Consider the following 24759-nt stretch of genomic DNA (forward strand, 5'->3'; position numbering starts at 1 on the left):
TTGGGCGGAAAAACCTTTCTGTGGGTAAACTTAGCTATTGCTTAAGGTATCCTAACAAGGGGAATTCATGACGTACCAACAGGCCGGACGTGTGGCAGTGTTTAAACGGATTGCAGGATGGATTATTTTTATCCCTGCGCTGCTTTCGACGCTGATCTCATTGCTAACCTTTATCAATGAGCATACTAAAACTGAGCAGGGCATCAACGCCGTTATGCTGGACTTTGTCCACGTTATGGTTGATATGATTAAGTTTAACACTTCATTTTTGAACGTTTTTTGGTACAACTCGCCGGTGCCGTCACTCGGACAGGGCGTGACAAGTGCGAATATCATGTTCTTCATCATCTACTGGCTAATCTTTGTGGGGCTGGCACTTCAGGCATCCGGCGCAAGAATGTCCCGTCAGGTGAAACATGTTCGCGAGGGGATCCAGGATCAGCTTATCCTTGAGCAGGCGAAGGGCGCAGAAGGGCGGACTCGTCCTCAGATTGAAGAACGCATTGTGATACCCCGGCACACCATTTTGGTGCAGTATTTTCCGTTGTATATTTTGCCGATCATTATTGCAGTTATCGGATATTTCATTTTGAAATTATTAGGGTTAATTGCCGGATAGCTCATACAACATATTCATAACATTCCGTTGTTGAGTGATAGGTTGATGACGATGTAAGATATTTAAATAAGGCCTGAATATTCACGTATTCCGGCCTTATTTTTTACGCTAAAAGAGCACTGCGTTAATTGATGTCATCGTGTAGCAATCTCTCTACCGCACGTTGAGCCACCACCAGATGTTGACCGCCGAATAAATTACTGCGGTTAAGTAAATAATATAACTGGTAGAGAGGCTGCCTTGAAATGAAGCCGTCCGGTAAAGGCGTTTTACTCTGATAGCCATCATATAACTGAGGTGGAACATTGGGATACAACGGCAACATGGCCAGATCACATTCTCTGTCGCCCCAGTAACAAGCTGGGTCGAAAATAACGGGACCATTATCAGATAACCCGCAGTTATGCGGCCATAAATCGCCATGTAATAGAGACGGCTGCGGCTGATGATTCTGTAAACGCGCATGTACTAATGCGGTGATATCTTCAATATTACCGAATGTCATGCCTTTCTCTGCCGCCAGTTGTAACTGCCAGCCAATCCGCTGCTCAGCAAAAAACGTGGCCCAACGCCGTTGCCAGCTATTAGGTTGCGGGAGTGTCGCGAGTTCATTATCGAAATCAAGACCAAATTGCAGCTGTTCACTCCATTGGTGCAAAGCGGCAAGTTGTTGCCCTAAAACATACGCATTATGCGCATCCAGCGGTTTTTGCGGAATGTATTCAAGCAGAAGAAAGCTGTAATCACGGTCACTGCCCACTCCGTAAACTTCCGGCACCCGGACGGTCTGACTACGCGCAAGCAGGGCGAGTTGATCGGCTTCTGCGGCAAAAATAGGCAACATCTCGCGCGCATTGCATTTCACAAATACATCCCTGTCGCCATAGCTCAGCCGCCAGGCCGGATGGATTTCACCTCCCGGCAGTTCAACACGTTCGCGGATTTCAGCACTGCCAAGGTGTTCACTCAACAAACGATTGACGGCTTGCCACATGGTATTACCCCTTCTGACTGGCCCGATAATTCATTAAGTTAGCGTTTTCTCTGTTTCAAAAACCCGATCCGGCGCACGGCTGAATCAGATGATGACGTTAATTTATGCAATTTACGATGTTGACGGACTGAGAGCGTAATCAATGAATCTGTTATTTTCAGAATATGTGACATAAAAGAGGTTTTATATGCGGAATTGTCTTATCGACATGTTCCTAACCCCCTTGTTTAACAAAACAATAATAATAATAGACTAAAAATATATTCAGGTGTGGAAAGAAGATGTATATGCTACATCTCGTCCCAGTCGCGAGAGAGATAACGTGAAACCAAACATTCTTTATTTGATGGCCGCGCTATTACTGGCGGGTTGCGCTAAAGAAACACCGGTTCAAACTACGCGTTTTTTGAATCCATCACCGCTACCTCAGCGCGATGCTTCATTAATGCACCCGGGGCCTTATGGTGATGTTATTCACCAGGCGGCAAATACTTACGGCGTCGACGAAACACTTGTTAAAGCTATCATTCAGGTCGAATCTGGATATAACCCAACCGTTGTCAGCAAATCGAATGCGATTGGGTTAATGCAGCTAAAGGCCTCAACGGCAGGACGCGATGCCTACCGGATGAAAGGACGTTACGGTCAGCCTACGCCACGTGATTTGAAAGATCCGGCGGTGAACATTGATCTGGGAACGGCGTATCTGAGTATCCTGCAGCAACAGCTGTCGGGCATTAACAACCCTGAAACCCGTCGTTATGCGACCACATTAGCCTATGTGAACGGGGCAGGGGCATTGCTAAGAACGTTTGCGAAAGATAAAACCTACGCCATTGCGAAGATTAATCTGATGACGCCTGCTGAATTTTCCCAGCATGTGCAGAAAAACCATCCGGCACCTCAGGCGCCGCGTTATTTGTGGAAGGTGAACAACGCTTATCTTGCCATGCGATAAGCGTTGATGTTACCGCCAGCAGTTCAGGCTGCTGGCGGTAATGTTTTGATGATTTCAAGGATCCCGTTAATCACAAACTGAACCCCCATACACACCAGTAAGAATCCCATCAGACGTGAAATCGCTTCAATCCCGCTCTTGCCGACCAGGCGCATAATCGCACCTGAACTGCGCAGCGTTAACCATAAAATCAGTCCGACTAAAAAGAAAATAATCACCGGTGCAACGGTAATAACCCAGTGCGGGAAATCAGAATCCCGTACGGTAGACGCGCTGCTGATGATCATCGCAATCGTACCCGGGCCCGCCGTGCTTGGCATCGCCAGCGGAACGAAGGCGATATTTGGCGATTCCTGTTTCCTCATTTCCTCGGTTTTATTCTCAATTAATACTCTTTCTTCCACATGGGGTTGTGGGAAAAGCATTCTGAAACCGATAAAAGTGACGATCAGACCCCCTGCAATTCTTAGACCGGGAATTGAAATCCCAAACGTGTTCATAACCAGCTGGCCTGCGTAATACGCCACCATCATGATGATGAAGACATATACAGAGGCCATTAGCGATTGCTGGTTTCTTTCCTGCGTGGTCATTTTCCCTGAAAGGCCGAGCAACAGCGCCACGGTAGTCAGGGGATTTGCCAGCGGAAGGAGTACCACCAGGCCCAAACCTATTGCTTCAAATAACAGCCTGACTTCAGACATATGCTTCCCTTATCTCATGTTTCTCTGAATAGCTTATCTTGCAGGAGGGGATTACACGAAAAATATCCACATTAAGCAACACAGGTTGCTGGAAATTCGCACTTTACGGGTGTTAAACTCGTTGCCTGTTTTCACGTCGCATCCCGATACATTTACGTGATGTATTTCAGGGTGTCTATATTTGGCAAAGTAAAGCTGGATAGCGTGGATAACTACATGAAATCACACTCAAATATTTTTCTAGATGTGCTCTGTCGTGTGGGGCACCACTGTAGATTAAGGAATTAACATGCCTGTCATTACTCTTCCTGATGGAAGCCAGCGCGTTTTTGATCGCCCCGTTTCTCCTCTTGATGTTGCGCTTGATATCGGTCCGGGTCTGGCGAAAGCCTGTATCGCGGGTCGCGTTAACGGCGAACTGGTTGATGCAACTGATTTGATTGAAACCGATGCACAACTGGCGATCATCACCGCTAAAGACGAAGCCGGTCTTGAAATTTTGCGCCACTCTTGTGCGCACCTTTTGGGTCATGCCATCAAGCAATTGTGGCCAGACACTAAAATGGCTATCGGTCCGGTTATCGATAATGGCTTCTACTACGACGTCGATTTAGATCGCACGTTGACTCAGGAAGACATCGAACTGCTTGAAAAGCGCATGCACGAACTGGCTGAAAAGAATTACGACGTTATTAAAAAGAAAGTCAGCTGGCAGGAAGCGCGCGATACCTTTGCAAGCCGTGGCGAAGAATACAAAGTGGCCATTCTGGATGAAAACATCAGTCATGATGATCGTCCGGGCTTGTACCACCATGAAGAATACGTCGACATGTGCCGTGGTCCGCACGTACCGAACATGCGTTTCTGCCATCATTTCAAACTGCAGAAAACATCCGGTGCTTACTGGCGTGGTAACAGCGACAACAAGATGCTGCAACGTATCTACGGCACCGCATGGGCAGATAAAAAGCAACTCAATGCCTATATTCAGCGTCTGGAAGAAGCCGGTAAACGAGACCACCGTAAAATTGGTAAGCAACTCGACCTGTATCACATGCAGGAAGAAGCGCCAGGTATGGTGTTCTGGCACAACGATGGCTGGACTATTTTCCGTGAGCTGGAAGCCTTCGTGCGCATGAAACTGAAGTCATACGACTATCAGGAAGTGAAAGGTCCGTTCATGATGGACCGCGTGCTGTGGGAAAAAACAGGTCACTGGGAAAACTACAAAGAAGCAATGTTCACTACTTCTTCTGAAAACCGTGAATACTGCATCAAACCTATGAACTGCCCGGGTCACGTTCAGATCTTTAACCAGGGTCTGAAATCCTACCGCGATCTGCCGCTGCGTATGGCGGAGTTCGGCAGCTGCCATCGTAATGAGCCGTCAGGTGCATTGCATGGTCTGATGCGCGTTCGTGGCTTCACTCAGGACGATGCCCACATCTTCTGTACTGAAGAGCAGGTACGTGATGAAGTGAACAGCTGTATCCGTATGGTTTACGACATGTACAGCACTTTTGGCTTCGAAAAGATTGTGGTGAAATTGTCCACTCGTCCTGAGAAGCGCATTGGTACTGACGAAATGTGGACTCGTGCTGAGGATGATCTGGCAGCCGCGCTGACTGAAAACGACATTCCGTTCGAATATCAGCCTGGTGAAGGGGCGTTCTACGGTCCGAAAATTGAATTTACCTTGCACGATTGTTTGGATCGTGCGTGGCAGTGTGGTACCGTGCAGCTCGACTTTTCATTACCTGGTCGCTTGAACGCCTCTTATATTGGCGAAAGCAACGACCGTCAGGTCCCGGTAATGATTCACCGTGCTATCCTGGGTTCAATGGAGCGTTTCATCGGTATTCTGACTGAAGAATACGCTGGCTTCTTCCCAACATGGATAGCTCCGGTCCAGGTAGTGATCATGAATATCACTGATTCACAAGCTACCTATGTCGAAGAATTAACTAAAAAACTGCAAGATGCAGGCATTCGCGTTAAAGCCGACTTGAGAAATGAGAAGATTGGCTTTAAAATTCGCGAACACACGCTACGCCGTGTTCCTTACATGTTAGTTTGTGGCGATAAAGAGGTCGAAGCAGGCAAAGTTGCTGTTCGTACCCGCCGCGGCAAAGACTTAGGAAGCATGGATGTTAGCGAAGTCGTTGACAAACTGCTGGCGGAAATCCGCAGCAGAAGTCTTCATCAACTGGAGGAATAAAGTATTAAAGGCGGAAAACGAGTTCAACCGGCGCGTCCTAATCGCATTAACAAAGAGATTCGCGCGCAAGAAGTTCGCCTCACAGGCGTCGATGGCGAGCAGATTGGTATTGTCAGTCTGAATGAAGCTCTTGAAAAAGCTGAGGAAGCGGGCGTCGATTTAGTAGAAATCAGTCCGAATGCCGAGCCGCCAGTTTGTCGAATCATGGATTACGGCAAATTCCTCTACGAGAAGAGCAAGTCGACTAAAGAGCAGAAAAAGAAACAAAAAGTTATTCAGGTTAAGGAAATCAAATTCCGACCTGGTACCGATGATGGCGACTATCAGGTCAAACTACGCAACCTGATTCGCTTTCTGGAAGATGGCGATAAAGCCAAAATCACCCTGCGTTTCCGTGGGCGTGAAATGGCGCACCAACAGATCGGTATGGAAGTGCTTAACCGCGTCCGTAAAGACCTGTGTGAAGATTCTGAACTGGCCGTTGTCGAATCCTTCCCTACGAAGATCGAAGGTCGTCAGATGATCATGGTGCTCGCACCTAAGAAGAAACAGTAAGGCTTCCAAGTAATCCTGCTGCGCGGTGTTCGCACCGCGCATGCTGGATTCGCCTTTCTGATTCATGTTAATAACAATGCGAAGTGGAATTTAAAATGCCAAAGATCAAAACAGTACGCGGCGCCGCTAAACGCTTCAAAAAAACCGCCAACGGTGGTTTTAAGCGTAAGCACGCAAACCTGCGTCATATTCTGACCAAAAAAGCTACTAAGCGTAAACGTCACTTGCGTCCAAAAGGCCTGGTATCCAAGAACGATTTGGGTCTGGTCTCTGCATGTCTGCCGTACGCATAAATACACTTTTTCATTTAGAATATAAAACTCAGGAGAGCATATGGCTCGCGTAAAACGTGGTGTGATTGCACGTGCACGTCACAAGAAAATCTTAAAACAGGCGAAAGGTTACTACGGTGCCCGTTCTCGCGTATATCGTGTTGCATTCCAGGCTGTTATCAAAGCTGGTCAATACGCCTACCGTGACCGTCGTCAAAAGAAACGTCAGTTCCGTCAGCTGTGGATCGCGCGTATCAACGCAGCAGCTCGTCAGAACGACATGTCTTACAGCAAATTCATTAACGGCTTGAAAAAAGCTTCTATTGAAATTGACCGTAAGATCTTGGCTGACATCGCAGTCTTCGACAAAGTGGTATTTGCCGCTCTGGTTGAGAAAGCGAAAGCAGCACTGGCGTAAGTCAGGTGAAAGAGGGAGCTTGCTCCCTCTTTTATATTTTGTGTTTAAAAACATTCTGTTTCGTTGTTTAATACCCTCTGTAGTGTCATCAGAACGTCAGCACAAAATTTACAACCGATAAGGTAACGCAAGCATGAATCCTGCTATTTTCCGTTTCTTTTTTTACTTTAGCGCCTGACTCAGGAAGGCTTTCGCGCGTAAGAGAAGAAATGAAAAGTAGCGCCTAAGCCTCCCTCGTGGAGGCTTTTTTGTATCTGTGCTTTATACACTAAGGTTCAGGGTCAAAATCGCGCCCCTGATTAATCACGGTTATTTTACATCGGGCCATATTGGCCAGAAGAAGAGGAAAGCAATGCCACATCTCGCAGAGCTGGTTGCCAATGCCAAGGCAGCCGTAGAGAGTGCTCAGGACATCGCCGCGCTGGATAACGTGCGTGTCGAATATCTGGGTAAGAAAGGCCACCTGACACTCCAGATGACAACACTCCGTGAATTACCTGCGGAAGAACGCCCGGCAGCGGGTGCGGTCATCAATGAAGCGAAAGCGCAGGTTCAGGAAGCCCTGAACGCGCGTAAAAATACGCTGGAGTCTGCTGAATTGAATGCGCGTCTGGCTGAAGAAACGATTGACGTTTCCCTGCCTGGTCGCCGCATCGAAAACGGTGGTCTGCACCCGGTGACCCGTACTATCGACCGCATTGAAACCTTCTTCGGTGAATTAGGCTTTACCGTGGAAACCGGCCCTGAAATCGAAGATGACTATCATAACTTCGATGCACTGAATATTCCGGGACACCATCCGGCACGTGCTGATCACGATACATTCTGGTTTGATGCCAAGCGTTTGCTGCGCACACAGACTTCCGGTGTTCAGATCCGGACGATGAAAGATCAGCAGCCGCCGATTCGTATCATCGCGCCGGGCCGCGTTTATCGTAACGATTACGACCAGACTCACACCCCGATGTTCCATCAGATGGAAGGCCTGATTGTTGATAAAGACATCAGCTTCTCCAACCTGAAAGGCACGCTGCACGATTTCCTGAACAACTTCTTTGAAGCTGATTTGCAGATTCGTTTCCGTCCTTCCTATTTCCCGTTCACAGAACCTTCTGCGGAAGTGGATGTAATGGGTAAAAATGGCAAGTGGCTGGAAGTACTGGGTTGCGGCATGGTGCATCCGAATGTTCTGCGCAACGTCGGCATTGACCCAGAAGTGTATTCCGGTTTTGCCTTCGGAATGGGAATGGAACGTCTGACTATGTTGCGCTATGGCGTGACTGACCTGCGTGCATTCTTCGAAAATGATCTGCGTTTCCTCAAACAGTTTAAGTAAGGCGGGAATATCACATGAAATTCAGTGAACTCTGGTTGCGTGAGTGGGTAAACCCAGCCATCAGCAGCGAAGCATTATCAGACCAAATCACCATGGCTGGCCTTGAAGTCGATGGCGTTGATCCGGTTTCCGGCGCATTTAATGGCGTGGTTGTCGGTGAAGTTGTCGAATGTGGTCAGCACCCTAACGCAGACAAACTGCGTGTGACTAAAGTGAATGTCGGTGGCGATCGCCTGCTCGATATCGTTTGCGGCGCACCAAACTGCCGTCAGGGCCTTAAAGTTGCCGTCGCGACTGTCGGCGCGGTATTGCCGGGTGATTTCAAAATCAAAGCCGCCAAGCTGCGTGGCGAGCCTTCAGAAGGCATGTTGTGTTCTTTCTCTGAGCTGGGTATTTCGGAAGATCACGACGGTATCATTGAGCTGCCGCTTGATGCGCCAGTCGGGACTGATATCCGTGAATTCCTGAAGCTCGATGACACCATTATCGAAATCAGCGTGACGCCAAACCGTGCTGACTGTCTGGGTATCCTGGGCGTGGCACGTGATGTTGCGGTGATTAATCAGCTGCCGCTGGTCGAGCCGGAAATCAATCCGGTGAAAGCTACCGTTGACGCCACAATCTCCATTGATGTGCAGGCGCCTCAGGCGTGTCCGCGTTATCTGGGCCGTGTGGTTAAAGGCATCAATGTTAAGGCCGCTACGCCGTTGTGGATGCGTGAAAAACTGCGCCGCTGTGGTATCCGTTCTATCGACGCTGTTGTGGATATTACCAACTTCGTGCTGCTGGAACTCGGTCAGCCAATGCATGCGTTCGATCTGAATCGCATCAGCGGTGGCATTGTTGTGCGCATGGCGCAGAAAGACGAAGCATTAACGTTGCTTGATGGCACCAAAGCGAAACTGGCGGAAGACACGCTGGTCATCGCTGACCACGAGAAAGCGCTGGCGATGGCCGGTATCTTTGGTGGCGAACATTCAGGTGTGAATGATGAAACGCAGGATGTCCTGCTGGAATCTGCGTTCTTTGCTCCGCTCTCAATTACTGGCCGTGCACGCCGTCAGGGTCTGCACACAGACGCTTCACATCGCTATGAACGTGGTGTGGATCCAGAGCTGCAATTCAAAGCCATTGAGCGCGCAACTGCGTTGCTGCTGAGTATTTGTGGTGGTGAAGCCGGTCCGGTCATCAACGCGACTTCAGAAGAGCATCTGCCAAAAGCGGCTACCATCACATTGCGTCGTGAAAAACTGGATCGCCTGATTGGCCACCATGTAGAAGACGCACAGGTAACCGATATTCTGACCCGTCTGGGCTGTCAGGTTGAGCATAAAGCCGACCACTGGGTGGCTGTCGCACCAAGCTGGCGTTTCGATATGCAAATCGAAGAAGACCTGGTGGAAGAAGTGGCCCGTGTTTACGGCTACAACAACATTCCTGATGTGCCAGTGAAAGCCAGTCTGGTGATGACTAAACACCGTGAAGCGAATTTGTCGCTTAAACGTGTGAAAAATCTGCTGGTTGACCGTGGATTCCAGGAAGCGATCACCTACAGTTTTGTGGATCCAAAAGTTCAGGCTCTCCTGCACCCTGGTGAAGAAGCGCTGATTTTGCCAAGCCCGATTTCGGTGGAAATGTCGGCAATGCGTCTTTCCCTGTGGTCTGGCCTGCTGACTGCGGTAGTAAATAACCAAAATCGTCAGCAAAGTCGCGTGCGTTTATTTGAAAGCGGCCTGCGCTTTGTCCCTGATACACAAGCCGATTTGGGTATCCGTCAGGACGTCATGCTGTCTGGTGTGATCTCGGGTACTAAAAATGAAGAGCATTGGGATCTGGCGCGTCAGGCAGTTGACTACTACGATTTGAAAGGTGATCTTGAGGCTATTCTTGAGCTTACCGGCAAAATGAACGACGTACAGTTCAAGGTTGAAGCAAATCCTGCGCTGCATCCTGGGCAAAGCGCGGCGATTTATTTACGCGGCGAACGTATTGGTTTCATTGGTGTAGTACACCCTGAGCTGGAACGTAAACTCGATCTTAATGGTCGTACCGTGGTCTTCGAATTGTTATGGAACAAGGTCGCAGACCGCGTACTGCCTGATGCGAAAGAGATTTCTCGCTTCCCGGCGAACCGTCGTGACATCGCTGTGGTAGTGGCCGAAAATGTGCCCGCAGACGATATTTTGGCAGAGTGCAAGAAAGTTGGCGCAAATCAGGTAGTTGGCGTAAACTTGTTTGATGTGTACCGTGGCAAGGGCGTAGCTGAAGGTTACAAGAGCCTGGCTATCAGTCTGGTGTTGCAGGATACCGGCCGTACACTGGAAGAAGAGGAGATCGCCGCTACCGTTGCAAAATGTGTAGAGGCTCTAAAACAGCGATTCCAAGCATCCTTGAGGGATTGAACCTATGGCGCTTACTAAAGCTGAAATGTCAGAACACCTGTTTGAGAAGCTCGGGCTGAGCAAACGGGATGCCAAAGACCTTGTTGAGATATTTTTCGAAGAAGTACGTCGTGCTTTGGAAAATGGCGAGCAAGTAAAACTGTCTGGCTTTGGCAACTTTGATCTGCGTGACAAAAACCAACGTCCGGGACGTAACCCGAAAACCGGCGAAGATATTCCGATCACGGCGCGTCGTGTGGTGACTTTCCGTCCGGGACAGAAATTGAAAAGTCGTGTAGAGAATGCCACTCCGAAAGAATAAGTGAAAACATCAAAAAGGCCGCGAAAGCGGCCTTTTTTTTGGGCTGAATTTACGGTTCTCTGAGAGGAAATAATTTGCGTTAAATTGCGCAGGAAGTGAAAAGATTTCGTTAATGGGGTAGTTGTTTCAGGAATCGTCTGATAGATTAAATCTAACGCCAGATCAAGGCGAAATATTATCTCCACCTTACAGGTTGTTAATTAAGAGCTGACTTTTTTATCAGTGCTGTTTTATTCAACTTTTTATATCAGCCGCAATAAATACAATGGTTGCATAAAACAAAAAAGGGGCCGAAGCCCCTTGATGTTAAACGCATTGGCAAATGTTTATATTCAGATTCGCAGTCAGTAAATAAACAAATGCAATGATGAAAATTCTTAATTAATGTTAGCGCCAGTAATAATGCGGATGACCACCGCCATGGCCGCCACCGTGACCATAAGGCCCCGGGAAGATACAGCCACTGAGGCTTACGACAACCAGAGCAACACCAAAGAAAGCGAGAATACGACGCATAAGAATGTCCTTTATTGGAATAAACAATTTTATTATAAATAAACGGCAGACGGATTATCGTCAGGCTTGCGTTAAGATTTGTTAGTATCGTAATAAGAATTGAATAGTTAATAATCTTCATCCTGTTGATGTATTTCAAACAGGATATGTTTGTATTTTTATTGTAAGGTCACAGCAAGTTATCCGAAAATACGCCGCACTCTTATATTCTCTGTCTTTCCTGCCTGATATAAAAAACGCGTCATAAAAAATAAAGAAGGCGTGACTCTTATGAAAAAATCACTTTTATTGCTTTGTTGTGCACTGGCATTGCCTGTGATCGCGCAGGCAAATGTTTCTGTTGACGTTAACGTACCCGGCGTATCGGTTCATCTCGGGGATCAGGACCAGCGTGGCTATTACTGGGATGGTTACGACTGGCGTCCGCCGCAGTGGTGGCATGACCATCAGGGCCATCATTATGGTGAGCGCAATGAGCATGGTATGTACTGGCATGGCAACCGCTGGGATCCCAAACCGCCGCAGCGTGGTCATAGCAATCCGCCACACAATCCGCCACACGATCAGGGCCACCCGAACAGCGGCAATCATCGTGACAATGGTGTTCATCATGATAATCGTGATCATCAGGGCGGGCATAATGACAATCACGGGAACGGCCAGCCAATCCCGCCAGATGGCCATCAGGGCCACTAATTCTCGCGTTTCAATGAAGACTTTTCAGGCCGGTGCCTTGTCACCGGCTTTTTTGTTTCCTGTTTTTATCATTATCCTGTTCACTCACCAGAGCTAACTGACTAATATCGGTAGGATAGTCATCCACGGTGAGTCTCAGGAAACAGCCTTACATGCCCATTTCGCAGACCTATTCTGCTCTTGAACAACAACGGGAACGCCGTGACCGCCGCTGGCTGGTCGGGCTGAGCCTGTTGCTGGTAATGATCTGCGTATTCAGCCTGAGTGCGGGTGAAAACTGGTTATGGCCCAATCAGTGGCTGGGCAGTGAGGCGCGACTTTTTGTCTGGCAACTGCGCTTACCCCGGGCTATCGCGGTGATTTTAGTCGGTGCCAGTCTCGCGGTTGCTGGCGCAGTCATGCAGTCATTATTCGAAAACCCGCTCGCCGAACCCGGATTGCTCGGCGTTGCCAATGGTGCCGGTGTGGCGCTGGTATTGTGTGTCATGCTCGGCCAAGGCATTTTACCTGTCTGGGTGATGAGTCTGGCGGCGATTGCAGGGGCACTGATTGTCACATTTTTCCTGTTAACGATTTCCCGTAAACGACGGTTAACTAACGCCCGTATGCTGCTGGTCGGCGTGGCGATTGGTATCGTCTGTAGCGCTTTAATGACCTGGGCCATTTACTTCAGCAGTAATCTTGATTTGCGCCAGCTGATGTACTGGATGATGGGCGGGTTCGGCGGTATTGACTGGAACCAGATCTGGCTGGCAATGCTGTTGTTGCCGGTATTATTGTGGCTGGTTTTTCAGGGCAACGCCCTTAATCTGCTGTCATTGGGTATCGTACAGGCGCAACAACTGGGGATATCTCTGACAACCTGGCGCTATGTGCTCGTTCTCGCGGTAGGCTGGATTGTCGGGCTGAGCGTGGCATTATCCGGCGTTATCGGCTTTATTGGGCTGGTTATCCCGCATATTCTGCGCCTTGCGGGTATCACCGATCAGCGGCGTTTACTGCCAGCCTGTGCGCTTGGCGGCGCCAGCGTGTTACTTCTCGCTGACGTGGTATCAAGAATGGGTCTGTATGCCGCTGAATTACCGGTCGGTGTAGTTACCGCCACGCTGGGGGCTCCGGTCTTCATCTGGCTTCTGATCAGAGTCGGACAAATCCGCTGATTATTTACGGCGGGTCGTCTATGCTCTCCCTTTACCTACCTGCAACTATCAGGATAAAAACGATGAGTAATGACATTTTTGACATCTCCCTGAAAACCATTGATGGCGAAACCACAACGCTGGGTGCTTATAAAGGTTCTGTATTGCTGGTCGTTAACGTAGCGTCACAATGTGGCCTGACCAAACAATATGAAAGTCTGGAGAATATTTATCAGGCCTGGCACGACCAGGGATTTGAGGTTCTGGGCTTCCCGTGTAATGAGTTTGGCGCGCAGGAACCGGGTACAGAAGAGGAAATCAAAACCTTCTGTACCACGAACTTTGGCGTGAAATTTCCTATGTTCAGCAAAATCAACGTCAATGGCGACAACCGCCACCCGCTGTATTCGGCGATGATTGCTGCCCGTCCTGCGGCGGTAAAACCAGAAGACAGTGCTTTCTACGAGCGTCTTGCGAGCAAAGGCCGTCAGCCTTTAAAACCCGATGACATCTTGTGGAACTTTGAGAAATTCCTGATCGGTCGCGATGGCACCGTTGTTCAGCGTTTCGCACCGGACATGTCGCCGGAAGATCCTATTCTCATGGAAATTATTAAAGCAGCTCTGGCAAAATAACTAAGTTATGGAAGCGCAGATGCTGGAATGTCGCGAAATTGCGGTTGAAGGGCGCCTTCAGGCGTTTAGTTCTCACATCTCGCCCGGAAGCCGGATACATATTATCGGGCCGAACGGGGCAGGAAAGAGCACCTTACTGAACCGGCTGGCAGGTATGTCGGCCGGAAAAGGTGAGGTCTGTATCGACGGACAAAGGTTAGCTGAATTATCAGGCCCGCGTCTGGCTCGTCTGCGCGCCTGGCTTTGCCAGCAACTGACACCGGCATCCCTGATGCCGGTTTTCCAATATCTGTCACTTCATCAGCCACAAAACTCTGATCCTGAGGTGCTGGAGCGCACAATTGCACGGTTGTCTGCTGCGCTGCATCTTGACGATAAACTTGCCCGTCCGGTCACACATCTTTCAGGTGGTGAATGGCAGCGGGTTCGCCTCGCGGCGGTCTTATTGCAGGTGTGGCCTGACGTTAATCCCGACAGCCGTCTTTTATTTCTCGACGAACCGATGAACAGTCTTGACGTGGCGCAGCAGCAGGCGCTGGATCAGTTGCTCACGGAATTCTGCGCAGCAGGGCGTTCAGTCGTGATAAGTGACCACGATCTTAATCATACTTTGCATTATGCACATGAGGTCTGGCTGATGACGGCGGGTAAAGTCATTTCAGCGGGGAAATGTTCTGATGTTATGCAGCCGGAATCACTTTCTGCAGTTTATAAAGTGGCATTTCAGGGATATGAACTGGCTGGTCGTCAGTGGATAATGGCCGCGATGGCGTAATGTATTACTTTATCAATAGCGTGGTAACTATTTTATTATCAGCTGTTAGGTTTTTGAATGCCCATTTTCTGTTCATAAAAAGAACAGTGTTTTCTATTTCTAAATAAAGTTCATTTTTTAGTATTACATTAAATACAATTCAATGCATTGTTTTCAAGGCGTTTTTTGGTATTAAGATAATTTCTTTTCTTCTGGTTTAGTTTCTATTTAGCTTCACTAAACTGGAAAATCCTTAAGGTTAAATTAAGATTAAACCGACATCATAAGATTCATAAATTCATGACAGTGTTTACCTGTTGTTAAATAAATGCGGTCTAAAGTTGGTATCAATTAATTACCTTTCGGGATAGCGTAATGGAAAACTTTTTGCCTTTCTCCCGTCCGTCTATGGGCGAAGAAGAGATTGCGGCTGTGGGGCAGGTTTTGCGCTCAGGGTGGATAACCACCGGACCGCAAACAAACCAGCTGGAACAGGATTTCTCTGCCGCTTTCGGTTGTAAACATGCTATCGCAGTCAGTTCCGCAACCGGTGGCATGCATGTTACGTTGATGGCGCTGGGCATAGGCCCCGGCGATGAAGTGATTACCCCTTCCCAGACCTGGGTTTCGACCCTCAATATGATTGTTCTGCTGGGTGCAGAGCCGGTCATGATCGATGTTGACCCGGACACCCTGATGGTAAGTGCAGAATCCATCGCTGCCGCCATCACGCCGAAAACTAAAGCGATTATCCCGGTGCATTACGCGGGCGCGCCTTTAGACCTTGACCCGATTTACGCTGTCGCCAATGAACACGGTATTCCGGTGGTGGAAGATGCTGCGCACGCGGCAGGTACCCGTTACCGTGACCGCTGGATTGGCGCGCAGGGAACGGCAATCTTCTCCTTCCACGCCATCAAAAATATGACCTGCGCCGAAGGTGGCCTGATAGCCACGGATGACGATGAGCTGGCGAATAAAGTCCGCGCGTTGAAATTCCACGGTCTGGCCGTTGATGCATTTGACCGTCAGGTACTGGGGCGCAAACCCCAGGCTGAGGTTGTCGAGCCCGGTTTTAAATACAATCTTTCCGATATTCACGCTTCTATTGCCGTCGTCCAGCTTAAACGCCTGCATGAGATCAATGCGCGCCGTACCGAACTGGCACAGCGATATCTGGATAAATTACAGGGCTCACCTTATTTGCCAATGAATGTACCGGCTTACCCGCACCTTCATGCGTGGCACTTATTCATGATCCGCGTGGATGAAGAACGTTGCGGTATCAGCCGTGACGCTCTGATGGAACGCCTGAAAGAGCAGGGGATCGGAACTGGTTTGCATTTCCGCGCAGCTCATACTCAAAAATATTACCGCGAGCGTTATCCGCATCTGAGCCTGCCAAACAGCGAATGGAATTCGGCACGTTTGTGCAGCCTGCCACTGTTCCCTGATATGCAGGACAGTGATGTGGACCGTGTTGTCGCGGCTCTTTTTTCCCTTCTGGAGGCGCAGTAGTGGCGCAATACGTACCAATCCGTAAAGTCTCGGTGGTTATCCCGGTCTACAACGAAGAAGAAAGCTTGCCGGCGTTGTTATCTCGTACGCAGGCAGCCTGTAAGCAATTAACCCAACAGTACGAAATCATTCTTGTGGATGACGGCAGTTCTGACAGCTCCGGTGACATGCTCGCTGCCGCTGCAGAACAACCGGACAGCCATGTTATTGCCGTTTTGCTCAACCGTAATTACGGCCAGCATTCCGCCATTATGGCCGGTTTTAGCCATGTGACGGGTGATCTGGTCATTACGCTTGATGCTGACCTGCAAAATCCACCGGAAGAAATCCCGCGTCTGGTCGCCACGGCCGATGAAGGCTATGACGTTGTCGGCACGGTACGTGCAAACCGCCGCGATTCCTGGTTCCGTAAATCAGCCTCGAAAATGATCAACATGATGATCCAGCGCGCTACCGGCAAATCGATGGGCGATTACGGTTGCATGTTACGTGCCTACCGCCGCCATATTATCGAAGCCATGCTGCATTGCCATGAGCGCAGTACCTTTATCCCGATTCTGGCAAACACCTTCGCGCGCAAAACGATTGAAATCCCGGTTCAGCATTCTGAGCGCGAATTCGGTGATTCCAAATACAGCCTGATGAAACTCATCAACCTGATGTATGACCTAATCACCTGCCTGACAACGACGCCGCTGAGAATGCTTAGTGTGGTGGGCAGCGCGATCGCCATTTTCGGTTTTGTGCTGGCGGTGTTTCTGATTTTAATGCGCCTCATCAACGGTCCTGCCTGGGCTGCGGACGGCGTATTTACGTTATTTGCATTGTTATTCATGTTTATCGGTGCGCAGTTTGTGGGCATGGGGTTACTCGGTGAATACATCGGGCGTATCTACAATGATGTCCGTGCGCGTCCCCGTTATTTTGTTCAAAAAGTCGTCGGCGTTCGTTCCGAAGATAACAGTCAGGAAGAAGAGTGATGAAAGCGATTGTATTTGCCTACCATGATATTGGTTGTGTTGGTTTACAGGCTCTGGTTGATGCCGGTTATGACGTACAGGCAGTCTTTACGCATACCGATGCCCCGAATGAAAACCAGTTCTTTTCATCTGTTGCCCGTCAGGGTGCTGAACTGAATCTGCCGGTTTATGCCCCGGAAGATGTTAACCATCCATTGTGGGTCGACCGCATCCGTGCTTTACAGCCTGATGTCATTTTCTCTTTCTACTATCGCAACATGCTGAGCGAAGAGATTTTATCTCTGGCGCCACGCGGCGGTTTTAATCTGCATGGTTCATTACTGCCACGCTACCGTGGTCGCGCACCGGTTAACTGGGCGCTGCTGAATGGCGAAACCGAAACCGGCGTTACCCTGCATAAAATGGTTAAACGGCCTGATGCGGGTGATATCGTGGGGCAGCGTAAAGTCGCCATCGCTGCCGATGACACTGCACTGAAATTACACGCTAAAGTCCGTGATGCCGCTAAAGCGCTTCTGACAGATGTTCTGCCGGAAATGAAAGCCGGTAAGATCACGCTGACTCCGCAAGACGAGTCTCAGGCAAGCTACTTTGGCCGTCGCACTGCTGCTGATGGTGAAATTCACTGGCATAAATCTGCCACTGAAATTAACAACCTGATCCGTGCGGTGACCGAACCATACCCGGGTGCATTCTCTTATCTGGGTCAGCGTAAACTGACCGTCTGGCGCGCCCGTCCGCTGGATACTCAGCATGACAAACAACCAGGCACCGTACTTTCTTCTGATCCGCTGACTATCGCCTGTGGCGAAGGCGCACTGGAAATTCTGGCAGGGCAGAGTGAAAACGGCCTGTATGTTCAGGGTTCCCGTCTGGCGCTTGAGCTGGGTATCATGCCGGATATGCGCGTGGCGACATTGCCAACCGCCGTCATGAAGCGTCGTACACGCGTGCTGATTCTGGGTGTGAACGGTTTCATCGGTAACCACCTGAGTGAACGCCTGCTGCGTGAAGACCGTTATGAAATTTATGGTCTGGATATCAGCTCTGACGCGGTCAGCCGCTTCATGGATAACCCGCATTTCCACTTCGTTGAAGGCGATATCAGCATCCATTCTGAGTGGATCGAATATCACATTAAAAAATGTGATGTCGTTCTGCCGCTGGTGGCTATCGCCACGCCAATTGAATATACCCGTAACCCGCTGCGTGTGTTCGAACTGGATTTCGAAGAAAACCTGAAAATCGTTCGCGACTGTGTGAAATACAAAAAACGCATCATCTTCCCGTCGACCTCTGAAGTTTACGGTATGTGTGATGACAAAGAATTCGATGAGGACCATTCCCGTCTGATCGTTGGCCCGATTAACAAACAGCGCTGGATTTACTCTGTTTCTAAACAGCTGCTCGACCGTGTTATTTGGGCATATGGCGCGAAAGAAGGCCTGAAATTCACACTGTTCCGTCCGTTTAACTGGATGGGGCCACGTCTGGATAACCTGGATGCTGCGCGTATCGGCAGCTCCCGTGCGATCACTCAGCTGATCCTGAATCTGGTCGAAGGTTCACCGATCAAACTGGTCGATGGCGGCGAGCAGAAACGTTGCTTCACCGACATCAACGACGGTATCGAAGCGTTGTTCCGCATCATCGAGAACCGCGACAACTTGTGTGACGGTCAGATCATCAACATCGGTAACCCGACGAACGAAGCAAGCATCCGTCAGCTGGCAGAAATGCTACTCAAAAGCTTTGAGGCACACCCGCTTCGCGCCCAGTTCCCGCCGTTTGCCGGTTTCAATCTGGTCGAAAGCAGCACTTACTACGGTAAAGGCTACCAGGACGTTGAGCACCGTACGCCGAGCATCAAAAATGCCCGTCGTCTGCTGGACTGGAAACCTGAAATTGGCATGGATAAAACCGTCGCCGACACGCTGGATTTCTTCCTGCGTTCTGTAAACACTGACGCTGACAAAGCCTGATACGGTGCCAGACATGAAGAAAGTGGGTCTGCGCATTGATGTGGATACCTGGAGCGGCACCCGGGAGGGTGTCCCTCAGCTTCTGCAAACCCTTGCAAAACATAAAATTACCGCCAGTTTCTTCTTCAGCGTTGGCCCGGATAACATGGGGCGCCACTTGTGGCGCCTGCTAAAACCGCGCTTTCTGTGGAAAATGCTGCGCTCTAACGCGGCCTCCCTTTATGGCTGGGATATCCTGCTGGCGGGTACCGCCTGGCCGGGTAAACCCATCGCCCGTGACCTCGGGTATCTGATGAAAGAAACCGCAAAACGGGGCCACGAAGTCGGACTGCACGCCTGGGATCATCAGGGCTGGCAGGCGAAAGTCGGGAAATGGTCAGAGAAACAGCTGGAAGAACAAATCCGGCTGGGGCTGGATGCACTGGAAAAAAGCCTGGGTCATGACGTCGAATGTTCGGCAGTGGCAGGCTGGCGTGCGGATGAACGCGTCATAGAAGTGAAAGAGCGCTTTCATTTCTATTACAACAGTGATTGCCGCGGAACCCATCCTTTCCTGCCGGTTCTGGAAAATGGATCCCCGGGAACCGTACAAATTCCGGTGACGCTGCCGACTTACGATGAAGTGGCGGGCGGCGAAATTACGGCGGATAACTTCAACGATTTTATTCTTGATGCTATCGCCAAGGATACCGGCGTGCCGGTGTATACCATCCACGCTGAAGTTGAAGGAATGTCGCTGGCAACGCAATTTGACGAGTTACTGACCCGTGCTGCTGCACAGGGTATCCGGTTTTGCGCGCTGGGCGAGTTACTGCCGCAAGATCTCAGTACGTTGCCAAAAGGCAAAGTGGTTCGCGCCAGTTTCCCGGGTCGGGAAGGTTGGTTAGGCTGTCAGCAAGAAGGTTTCTCCTGATGTCGAAAACAATTAAAGGCGTATGGAGCACCATGATCCTGGTGTTCTTCGCGCTCGTTTACCTTGTTCCTCTTAATACCCGCCTGTTATGGCAACCTGATGAAACCCGATATGCCGAAATCAGCCGCGAAATGCTTCAGCGCGGCGACTGGGTTGTGCCTCATCTGCTCGGATTGCGCTATTTTGAAAAACCGGTGGCAGGTTACTGGTTTAACAATATCAGCCAGATGATTTTCGGTGAAAGCAACTTTGCGGTGCGTTTTGGTTCAGTATTCAGCACTATGCTGAGCGCCATTCTGGTGTTCTGGCTGGCAAATCTGATGTGGCGTAATCGTCAGACCGCTTACACTGCCGTGTTGATCTACCTTTCCACCCTGCTGGTGTTCAGTATCGGTACCTACAGCGTTCTTGATCCGATGATCACGCTTTGGATGACTGCGGCTATGGTGGCGACCTGGTTCTGCCTGCGGGTTTCGCGTACACCGCAAAAAGCCATGAGCTGGATAGCGCTTGGACTGGCCTGCGGTATGGGCTTTATGACCAAAGGGTTTCTGGCGCTGGCGCTGCCGGTGATTGCAGTTCTGCCGATTGTCTGGCGTGAAAAGCGTTTCAAAACCCTGTTTGGCTGGGGACCGCTGGCGATTCTCAGTGCTGTGGTTCTCAGTCTGCCGTGGGTGCTGGCGATTGCGCGGCATGAACCTGATTTCTGGAATTACTTCTTCTGGGTCGAGCATATTCAGCGATTTGCAGAATCGGATGCCCAACATAAAGCGCCGTTCTGGTTCTATTTGCCTGTGCTCTGTCTGGGCGTTCTGCCGTGGCTCGGTCTGTTGCCGGGAGCACTGCGCGAGGGCTGGACTCAGCGCGTCATGCGCCCGGAGCTGTTCTTCCTGCTGAGCTGGGCGATTATGCCGCTGATCTTCTTCAGCATCGCCAAAGGAAAACTGCCGACTTACATTCTGCCGTGCATAGCGCCGGTTGCCTTGCTGATGGCCGATCATCTTGAACAAATCCGTCAGTCAGGGAAGTTACGCGCACTGAAAGCGAATGGCGTCATTAACATCATTTTTGGTGTTCTGATGGCGGTCGCCGTACTGGTGATATCCGGCATTCTGCCGCTCCACGTTAAAGCGGTCTTTACCCGTACGGAGATGCCCCGCGCTCTGATTGGTATTCTCTGTTTTGCCGTGTGGGCGCTGGCAGGGGCAATGTCACTGACCGATGTGAAAAAACGTTGGTACTGGGGCGCTATCTGTCCGCTGGTATTGGCGCTGCTGGTCGGGCAGGCTATGCCGCAGAAAATTATAGATTCAAAACAACCTCAGGACTTTTTACAACAGCACAACGACCTGTTGCAGGACAGCCGTTTTATCCTGGCAGATAATGTCGGCGTAGCCACTGCGGTTGCCTGGTCGCTGAAGCGCAGTGATATTCTGATGTTTGATGAAAAAGGCGAGCTGCAATACGGATTAAGTTATCCTGATGCTAAAGATAACTTTATTGATGCGGCTGGCTTCCCGGCATGGCTGCAGAAAGCCCGTCAGGAAGGAAATGTTTCTGTGATCCTCAGACTTGACCGCAATGCGCATGTGAAATCAACAATGCCGGCTGCTGACCAAACAGTGAAGTTTGATCGTCAGGCGATACTGTTCTACAAAAAACTGCCATGACCGGATTCCTTCTGGTGCTGGCAGTCAGTGTGATCACCTGTGCCGGCCAGCTTTGTCAGAAGCAGGCCGCTCAGGTGTCCGCTGACGGTATGGCGTGCGTTCTGCGCTGGCTCGGGCTGGCGGTGCTTTTGCTTGGCATCGGCATGCTCTTGTGGCTGCGGGTGTTACAACTGCTGCCGCTGAGTCTGGCGTATCCGATGCTCAGTCTGAATTTCGTCCTGATCACATTGTGTGCCCGCTGGTTTTTCCATGAACACGTCGACGGGCGCCACTGGTGTGGCGTCGCGTTAATCATGTCAGGGATTGCACTGATGAGTGTCAGCTTATGAAAGGCTATTTGTGGGGCGGGGGCAGCGTCTTACTGGTAACAGCAGCGCAGTTGCTGATGAAATGGGGGATGGTGCAGATCCCGTGGATTGCTCTGTCTGCCATTGACACCTCGTTTATTCTTAGCCATTTAAGCGCACTGACTGCCGTGTTTTTGGGGTTATGCGGGTATGTATTCTCGATGGGCTGCTGGTTCTTTGCCTTACGGCATCTGCCGCTCAACCGCGCTTATACCTTGCTGAGTCTGAGTTATGCGCTGGTGTATATCGCGGCGGTCACCTTGCCCTGGTTCAATGAAAGCATCAGCTTAACCAAAACGCTGGGCGGTTTACTTATCTTGTCCGGTGTTTGCCTGATCCACAGTAAACCTGTCAAAAAGTCTCAATGAATTTATTCTGAAACGATAAAAATCATCACAAAAGATTGGATGACGGATAAAATAGCGCTAAATTCTATTAGTTCTTAGATAACGGCGACTTATCCGGCCCGCGCAAACCCTCGTGTTCCGGTGATGCCGTGACGCTATTGAGGAAGGAATGCACTATGCGCTGGTCGTCCGTATCCATGTATTCCCTGCTGGCTGTTGCCGCGTTAATTCTTAACGGTTGCAGCAGCCACGCGCCACCGCCAAGTGGCCGGTTTGCTGATTCTATTACCGTGGTTGCCGAGCTAAATGACCAGCTCAGTCAATGGCACGGTGCGCCTTATCGCTATGGCGGTTTACAACCCAGCGGCGTGGATTGCTCGGGCTTTGTTTTTCGTACTTATCGCGATCGTTTTGGTGTAGTTTTGCCAAGAACGACGGCCGATCAAACGAAAATTGGCACAAAAGTTTCCCGTGATGAACTGCTTCCCGGCGATCTGGTTTTCTTTAAAACCGGCAGCGGGGAGAACGGCTTGCACGTCGGGATTTACGATACCGCAGACCAGTTTATTCACGCCTCAACCAGTCAGGGCGTCACGCGTTCTTCGCTCGATAACGTCTACTGGCGCAAAGTGTACTGGCAGGCTCGTCGTATCTGATACGGTATAAAACCCATTCCCCCTGATTTCACTGCGTATTTCATCCTGTTTTTTGCTGTTATTATCAGAGCAGACTCATTCAGGATGAATATGCGATGAAACCTCTCAGACTGTTACTTTCCGATTCTTACGATCCCTGGTTCAACCTTGCCGTAGAAGATTGCATTTTCCGCGAAATGACCACTCAGCGGGTGTTATTCCTCTGGCGGAATGCCGAAACGGTGGTGATCGGGCAGGCGCAAAATCCCTGGAAAGAATGTAATACCCGGAGAATGGAAGAAGACGGCATTCGCCTGGCGCGCCGCAGCAGCGGCGGTGGTGCGGTGTTTCATGATCTGGGCAATACCTGCTTTACGTTTATGGCAGGCAAACCGGAATATGATAAAAGTGTCTCGACCAACATTATCCTCGATGCCTTAAAACGTTTGGGGATAGATGCCAGCGCTTCCGGTCGCAACGATCTGGTGGTTCAGACCGCAGAAGGGGAGCGGAAAATCTCGGGGTCCGCTTACCGTGAAACAGCAGATCGCGGGTTTCACCACGGCACATTGCTGCTTAACGCTGATCTGAGCCGTCTGGCAAACTATCTCAATCCTGATGTCAAAAAGCTGCAGGCGAAGGGAATTACGTCAGTGCGCTCAAGGGTGGCGAATCTTAGTGAATTTGTACCGGACATCAACCACGAGCAGATTTGCGAAGCCGTTACTGCCGCTTTCTTTGACTGGTACGGGTCAAGTGTGGAACCGGAAATCATCTCACCGGATGTCTTCCCTGATATTCCGGGCTTCGCGGAGCGGTTTGCTAAACAAAGCAGCTGGGAATGGAATTTTGGCAAGGCACCGGCGTTCAGCCATCTGCTGAACGAGCGTTTTGTCTGGGGCGGCGTGGATATTCACTTTGACGTTGAAAAAGGCAGTATCAGCCGGGCGCAGATTTTCACAGACAGCCTGAACCCTGCGCCGTTACTGGCCTTAGCCGATGCGCTGGTCGGTACGCGCTATCATGCGCAGGATGTGGGGCAAACCGGCCAGGAAATCATTGAGCAGAATCCCGCGATGCGGGCAGAACTGACCGAACTGCAATCCTGGCTGGTGCGTTGTATTCAGTAGGTTTGAATCCCGGAGATGGCCCTTCTTGTGCGTTTCCGGGACGTATTTCAGCCACGGCTCAGCTTGTGTTGCAGGCTTCTCTTCACCATCAGCCATTCATGGTCAATGATGGAAAACACCACGGTGTCACGATAGCTGCCGTCAGCATTTTTGCTGTGATTGCGTAAGACGCCATCCTGTTTAGCCCCCAGGCGGGTAATTGCTGCACGTGATTTATGATTATGCCAGTGAGTCCTGAATTCGACGGCAATCGCCTGAAGTTGTTCAAACGCATACTCCAGCATCAGTGCCTTACATTCGGTATTCACAGAGGTTCGCTGGAAACGTTGCGCATACCAGGTAAACCCAATTTCCAGCCGGTGATTTTTTACATCGGCGTTGGAAAATCGCGTCGTGCCGATGACTTTCCGGGTTTCGTTATGGACAACAACGAACGGCAAAGCGCGTCCTGCCGCCTGTTCACTCAGGGCATCATCAATATACTTTCCAACCGTATCCGGGCGCGGGACGGAGGTAAACCACAGCTCCCATAATTCGCCATCGGCAGCGGCTTCAGCCAGTGCATCTGCATGGTCATGACGTAAGGGATGCAAACTGATTGTACGGTTTTTCAGAACCGTTTCTTTTAACCATAACGCGACTGACATTTTATAATAACCTCTGGTTTTTTTACTGGATTAGAGGAGTGACAGAGTCTGGAGTAGATACTTCAATTGCAGG

At 50.1% G+C, this 24759-nt stretch carries 27 protein-coding genes and 1 other annotated feature; of the genes, 23 read left to right on the forward strand and 4 right to left on the reverse strand.

Annotated features, from left to right (window positions below; genetic code table 11):
• The first annotated feature begins 67 nt into the window (after positions 1 to 67).
• On the forward strand, positions 68 to 619 hold the full coding sequence (locus CKQ54_RS11640) for a YniB family protein (protein ID WP_120161762.1): 552 nt from the start codon (positions 68 to 70) through the stop codon (positions 617 to 619).
• Positions 620 to 743: 124 nt separating this feature from the next.
• On the opposite strand, the gene CKQ54_RS11645 is transcribed toward CKQ54_RS11640, so the two are convergent.
• Entirely contained in the window at positions 744 to 1613 is an 870-nt protein-coding gene (locus CKQ54_RS11645; RefSeq protein ID WP_120161763.1) for a fructosamine kinase family protein, read from the reverse strand.
• Between the two features lie 322 nt (positions 1614 to 1935).
• Between CKQ54_RS11645 and CKQ54_RS11650 the strand changes: the two genes are divergently transcribed.
• Complete coding sequence (locus CKQ54_RS11650) at positions 1936 to 2571, forward strand: transglycosylase SLT domain-containing protein (RefSeq protein ID WP_112287978.1); 636 nt, start codon at positions 1936 to 1938, stop codon at positions 2569 to 2571.
• A gap of 23 nt (positions 2572 to 2594) precedes the next feature.
• Here CKQ54_RS11650 and CKQ54_RS11655 read toward each other — a convergent pair whose 3' ends face one another.
• Positions 2595 to 3275 (reverse strand): MarC family NAAT transporter, encoded by a 681-nt coding sequence (locus tag CKQ54_RS11655; protein WP_120161764.1) that lies wholly within the window; start codon positions 3273 to 3275, stop codon positions 2595 to 2597.
• A gap of 289 nt (positions 3276 to 3564) precedes the next feature.
• Here CKQ54_RS11655 and thrS point away from each other — a divergent pair, with 289 nt between their 5' ends.
• From thrS to ihfA, 8 genes are all read left to right on the forward strand, one after another.
• Entirely contained in the window at positions 3565 to 5493 is a 1929-nt protein-coding gene (thrS, locus tag CKQ54_RS11660; RefSeq protein ID WP_120161765.1) for a threonine--tRNA ligase, read from the forward strand.
• Between the two features lie 3 nt (positions 5494 to 5496).
• Positions 5497 to 6048 (forward strand): translation initiation factor IF-3, encoded by a 552-nt coding sequence (gene infC, locus CKQ54_RS11665; RefSeq protein ID WP_013576136.1) that lies wholly within the window; start codon positions 5497 to 5499, stop codon positions 6046 to 6048.
• Between the two features lie 95 nt (positions 6049 to 6143).
• Positions 6144 to 6341: a 50S ribosomal protein L35 gene (gene rpmI / locus CKQ54_RS11670; RefSeq protein WP_013576135.1), complete on the forward strand. Its 198-nt coding sequence runs from the start codon at positions 6144 to 6146 to the stop codon at positions 6339 to 6341.
• Positions 6342 to 6381: 40 nt separating this feature from the next.
• On the forward strand, positions 6382 to 6738 hold the full coding sequence (gene rplT, locus CKQ54_RS11675) for a 50S ribosomal protein L20 (RefSeq protein ID WP_056773451.1): 357 nt from the start codon (positions 6382 to 6384) through the stop codon (positions 6736 to 6738).
• A gap of 128 nt (positions 6739 to 6866) precedes the next feature.
• Positions 6867 to 6991 (forward strand) — a sequence feature (Phe leader region).
• A complete protein-coding gene (pheM, locus tag CKQ54_RS25500) occupies positions 6872 to 6916 on the forward strand; it encodes a pheST operon leader peptide PheM (RefSeq protein ID WP_134389264.1) in 45 nt (14 codons plus the stop codon). (Overlaps the previous feature by 45 nt.)
• Before the next feature lie 99 nt (positions 6992 to 7090).
• Entirely contained in the window at positions 7091 to 8074 is a 984-nt protein-coding gene (gene pheS / locus CKQ54_RS11685; RefSeq protein WP_112287976.1) for a phenylalanine--tRNA ligase subunit alpha, read from the forward strand.
• Positions 8075 to 8088: 14 nt separating this feature from the next.
• Positions 8089 to 10476 (forward strand): phenylalanine--tRNA ligase subunit beta, encoded by a 2388-nt coding sequence (gene pheT, locus CKQ54_RS11690; RefSeq protein ID WP_120161766.1) that lies wholly within the window; start codon positions 8089 to 8091, stop codon positions 10474 to 10476.
• A gap of 4 nt (positions 10477 to 10480) precedes the next feature.
• Positions 10481 to 10777 (forward strand): integration host factor subunit alpha, encoded by a 297-nt coding sequence (ihfA, locus tag CKQ54_RS11695; RefSeq protein ID WP_004089944.1) that lies wholly within the window; start codon positions 10481 to 10483, stop codon positions 10775 to 10777.
• Positions 10778 to 11164: 387 nt separating this feature from the next.
• On the opposite strand, the gene CKQ54_RS25985 is transcribed toward ihfA, so the two are convergent.
• Positions 11165 to 11293, reverse strand: a complete 129-nt coding sequence (locus CKQ54_RS25985; protein WP_274388744.1) for a hypothetical protein — start codon at positions 11291 to 11293, stop codon at positions 11165 to 11167.
• A 270-nt stretch (positions 11294 to 11563) separates the two neighbouring features.
• Here CKQ54_RS25985 and CKQ54_RS11700 point away from each other — a divergent pair, with 270 nt between their 5' ends.
• The 13 genes from CKQ54_RS11700 to lplA all read left to right on the forward strand — a co-directional run bounded on the left by CKQ54_RS11700 (position 11564) and on the right by lplA (position 24039).
• Positions 11564 to 11989 (forward strand): DUF2502 domain-containing protein, encoded by a 426-nt coding sequence (locus CKQ54_RS11700; RefSeq protein WP_120161767.1) that lies wholly within the window; start codon positions 11564 to 11566, stop codon positions 11987 to 11989.
• A 152-nt stretch (positions 11990 to 12141) separates the two neighbouring features.
• The gene (btuC, locus tag CKQ54_RS11705; protein ID WP_120161768.1) at positions 12142 to 13149 is read left to right on the forward strand and encodes a vitamin B12 ABC transporter permease BtuC; all 1008 of its coding nucleotides are present in this window, start codon (positions 12142 to 12144) and stop codon (positions 13147 to 13149) included.
• A 62-nt stretch (positions 13150 to 13211) separates the two neighbouring features.
• Positions 13212 to 13763: a glutathione peroxidase gene (locus CKQ54_RS11710; RefSeq protein WP_120161769.1), complete on the forward strand. Its 552-nt coding sequence runs from the start codon at positions 13212 to 13214 to the stop codon at positions 13761 to 13763.
• A 19-nt stretch (positions 13764 to 13782) separates the two neighbouring features.
• A complete protein-coding gene (gene btuD / locus CKQ54_RS11715; protein ID WP_120161881.1) occupies positions 13783 to 14538 on the forward strand; it encodes a vitamin B12 ABC transporter ATP-binding protein BtuD in 756 nt (251 codons plus the stop codon).
• A gap of 354 nt (positions 14539 to 14892) precedes the next feature.
• Complete coding sequence (gene arnB / locus CKQ54_RS11720; RefSeq protein ID WP_120161770.1) at positions 14893 to 16035, forward strand: UDP-4-amino-4-deoxy-L-arabinose aminotransferase; 1143 nt, start codon at positions 14893 to 14895, stop codon at positions 16033 to 16035.
• On the forward strand, positions 16035 to 17015 hold the full coding sequence (gene arnC, locus CKQ54_RS11725; protein WP_120161771.1) for an undecaprenyl-phosphate 4-deoxy-4-formamido-L-arabinose transferase: 981 nt from the start codon (positions 16035 to 16037) through the stop codon (positions 17013 to 17015). Before arnB ends, arnC begins: the two co-directional genes overlap by 1 nt.
• Complete coding sequence (arnA, locus tag CKQ54_RS11730; RefSeq protein ID WP_112287969.1) at positions 17015 to 18997, forward strand: bifunctional UDP-4-amino-4-deoxy-L-arabinose formyltransferase/UDP-glucuronic acid oxidase ArnA; 1983 nt, start codon at positions 17015 to 17017, stop codon at positions 18995 to 18997. Before arnC ends, arnA begins: the two co-directional genes overlap by 1 nt.
• 13 nt (positions 18998 to 19010) lie before the next feature.
• On the forward strand, positions 19011 to 19910 hold the full coding sequence (gene arnD, locus CKQ54_RS11735) for a 4-deoxy-4-formamido-L-arabinose-phosphoundecaprenol deformylase (RefSeq protein WP_120161772.1): 900 nt from the start codon (positions 19011 to 19013) through the stop codon (positions 19908 to 19910).
• Complete coding sequence (gene arnT / locus CKQ54_RS11740) at positions 19910 to 21580, forward strand: lipid IV(A) 4-amino-4-deoxy-L-arabinosyltransferase (protein ID WP_120161773.1); 1671 nt, start codon at positions 19910 to 19912, stop codon at positions 21578 to 21580. The genes arnD and arnT overlap by 1 nt, the downstream gene beginning before the upstream one ends.
• On the forward strand, positions 21577 to 21909 hold the full coding sequence (arnE, locus tag CKQ54_RS11745) for a 4-amino-4-deoxy-L-arabinose-phosphoundecaprenol flippase subunit ArnE (protein ID WP_120161774.1): 333 nt from the start codon (positions 21577 to 21579) through the stop codon (positions 21907 to 21909). Before arnT ends, arnE begins: the two co-directional genes overlap by 4 nt.
• Entirely contained in the window at positions 21906 to 22295 is a 390-nt protein-coding gene (gene arnF / locus CKQ54_RS11750) for a 4-amino-4-deoxy-L-arabinose-phosphoundecaprenol flippase subunit ArnF (RefSeq protein WP_120161775.1), read from the forward strand. Before arnE ends, arnF begins: the two co-directional genes overlap by 4 nt.
• 155 nt (positions 22296 to 22450) lie before the next feature.
• Positions 22451 to 22930 carry an NlpC/P60 family protein gene (locus CKQ54_RS11755; RefSeq protein ID WP_082465713.1) on the forward strand — a complete coding sequence of 160 codons (480 nt, stop codon included), beginning with the start codon at positions 22451 to 22453 and terminating at the stop codon, positions 22928 to 22930.
• Positions 22931 to 23025: 95 nt separating this feature from the next.
• Entirely contained in the window at positions 23026 to 24039 is a 1014-nt protein-coding gene (gene lplA, locus CKQ54_RS11760) for a lipoate--protein ligase (RefSeq protein ID WP_120161776.1), read from the forward strand.
• A 47-nt stretch (positions 24040 to 24086) separates the two neighbouring features.
• Here the strand turns inward: lplA and CKQ54_RS11765 are convergent, their stop codons facing one another.
• Entirely contained in the window at positions 24087 to 24686 is a 600-nt protein-coding gene (locus tag CKQ54_RS11765; protein WP_120161777.1) for a GNAT family N-acetyltransferase, read from the reverse strand.
• Positions 24687 to 24759: the final 73 nt, after the last annotated feature.

The sequence above is a fragment of the Rahnella variigena genome, from assembly GCF_003610915.1.
In the GTDB taxonomy this organism is placed as follows: domain Bacteria; phylum Pseudomonadota; class Gammaproteobacteria; order Enterobacterales; family Enterobacteriaceae; genus Rahnella; species Rahnella variigena.

Coding starts and splice junctions, on each gene's coding strand:
- CKQ54_RS11640 (WP_120161762.1), top strand. CDS start 68: ATGACGTACCAACAGGCCGGACGTGTGGCAGTGTTTAAACGGATTGCA.
- CKQ54_RS11645 (WP_120161763.1), bottom strand. CDS start 1,613: ATGTGGCAAGCCGTCAATCGTTTGTTGAGTGAACACCTTGGCAGTGCT.
- CKQ54_RS11655 (WP_120161764.1), bottom strand. CDS start 3,275: ATGTCTGAAGTCAGGCTGTTATTTGAAGCAATAGGTTTGGGCCTGGTG.
- thrS (WP_120161765.1), top strand. CDS start 3,565: ATGCCTGTCATTACTCTTCCTGATGGAAGCCAGCGCGTTTTTGATCGC.
- rpmI (WP_013576135.1), top strand. CDS start 6,144: ATGCCAAAGATCAAAACAGTACGCGGCGCCGCTAAACGCTTCAAAAAA.
- rplT (WP_056773451.1), top strand. CDS start 6,382: ATGGCTCGCGTAAAACGTGGTGTGATTGCACGTGCACGTCACAAGAAA.
- pheS (WP_112287976.1), top strand. CDS start 7,091: ATGCCACATCTCGCAGAGCTGGTTGCCAATGCCAAGGCAGCCGTAGAG.
- pheT (WP_120161766.1), top strand. CDS start 8,089: ATGAAATTCAGTGAACTCTGGTTGCGTGAGTGGGTAAACCCAGCCATC.
- ihfA (WP_004089944.1), top strand. CDS start 10,481: ATGGCGCTTACTAAAGCTGAAATGTCAGAACACCTGTTTGAGAAGCTC.
- CKQ54_RS25985 (WP_274388744.1), bottom strand. CDS start 11,293: ATGCGTCGTATTCTCGCTTTCTTTGGTGTTGCTCTGGTTGTCGTAAGC.
- CKQ54_RS11700 (WP_120161767.1), top strand. CDS start 11,564: ATGAAAAAATCACTTTTATTGCTTTGTTGTGCACTGGCATTGCCTGTG.
- btuC (WP_120161768.1), top strand. CDS start 12,142: ATGCCCATTTCGCAGACCTATTCTGCTCTTGAACAACAACGGGAACGC.
- CKQ54_RS11710 (WP_120161769.1), top strand. CDS start 13,212: ATGAGTAATGACATTTTTGACATCTCCCTGAAAACCATTGATGGCGAA.
- btuD (WP_120161881.1), top strand. CDS start 13,783: ATGCTGGAATGTCGCGAAATTGCGGTTGAAGGGCGCCTTCAGGCGTTT.
- arnB (WP_120161770.1), top strand. CDS start 14,893: ATGGAAAACTTTTTGCCTTTCTCCCGTCCGTCTATGGGCGAAGAAGAG.
- arnA (WP_112287969.1), top strand. CDS start 17,015: ATGAAAGCGATTGTATTTGCCTACCATGATATTGGTTGTGTTGGTTTA.
- arnD (WP_120161772.1), top strand. CDS start 19,011: ATGAAGAAAGTGGGTCTGCGCATTGATGTGGATACCTGGAGCGGCACC.
- arnT (WP_120161773.1), top strand. CDS start 19,910: ATGTCGAAAACAATTAAAGGCGTATGGAGCACCATGATCCTGGTGTTC.
- arnE (WP_120161774.1), top strand. CDS start 21,577: ATGACCGGATTCCTTCTGGTGCTGGCAGTCAGTGTGATCACCTGTGCC.
- arnF (WP_120161775.1), top strand. CDS start 21,906: ATGAAAGGCTATTTGTGGGGCGGGGGCAGCGTCTTACTGGTAACAGCA.
- CKQ54_RS11755 (WP_082465713.1), top strand. CDS start 22,451: ATGCGCTGGTCGTCCGTATCCATGTATTCCCTGCTGGCTGTTGCCGCG.
- lplA (WP_120161776.1), top strand. CDS start 23,026: ATGAAACCTCTCAGACTGTTACTTTCCGATTCTTACGATCCCTGGTTC.
- CKQ54_RS11765 (WP_120161777.1), bottom strand. CDS start 24,686: ATGTCAGTCGCGTTATGGTTAAAAGAAACGGTTCTGAAAAACCGTACA.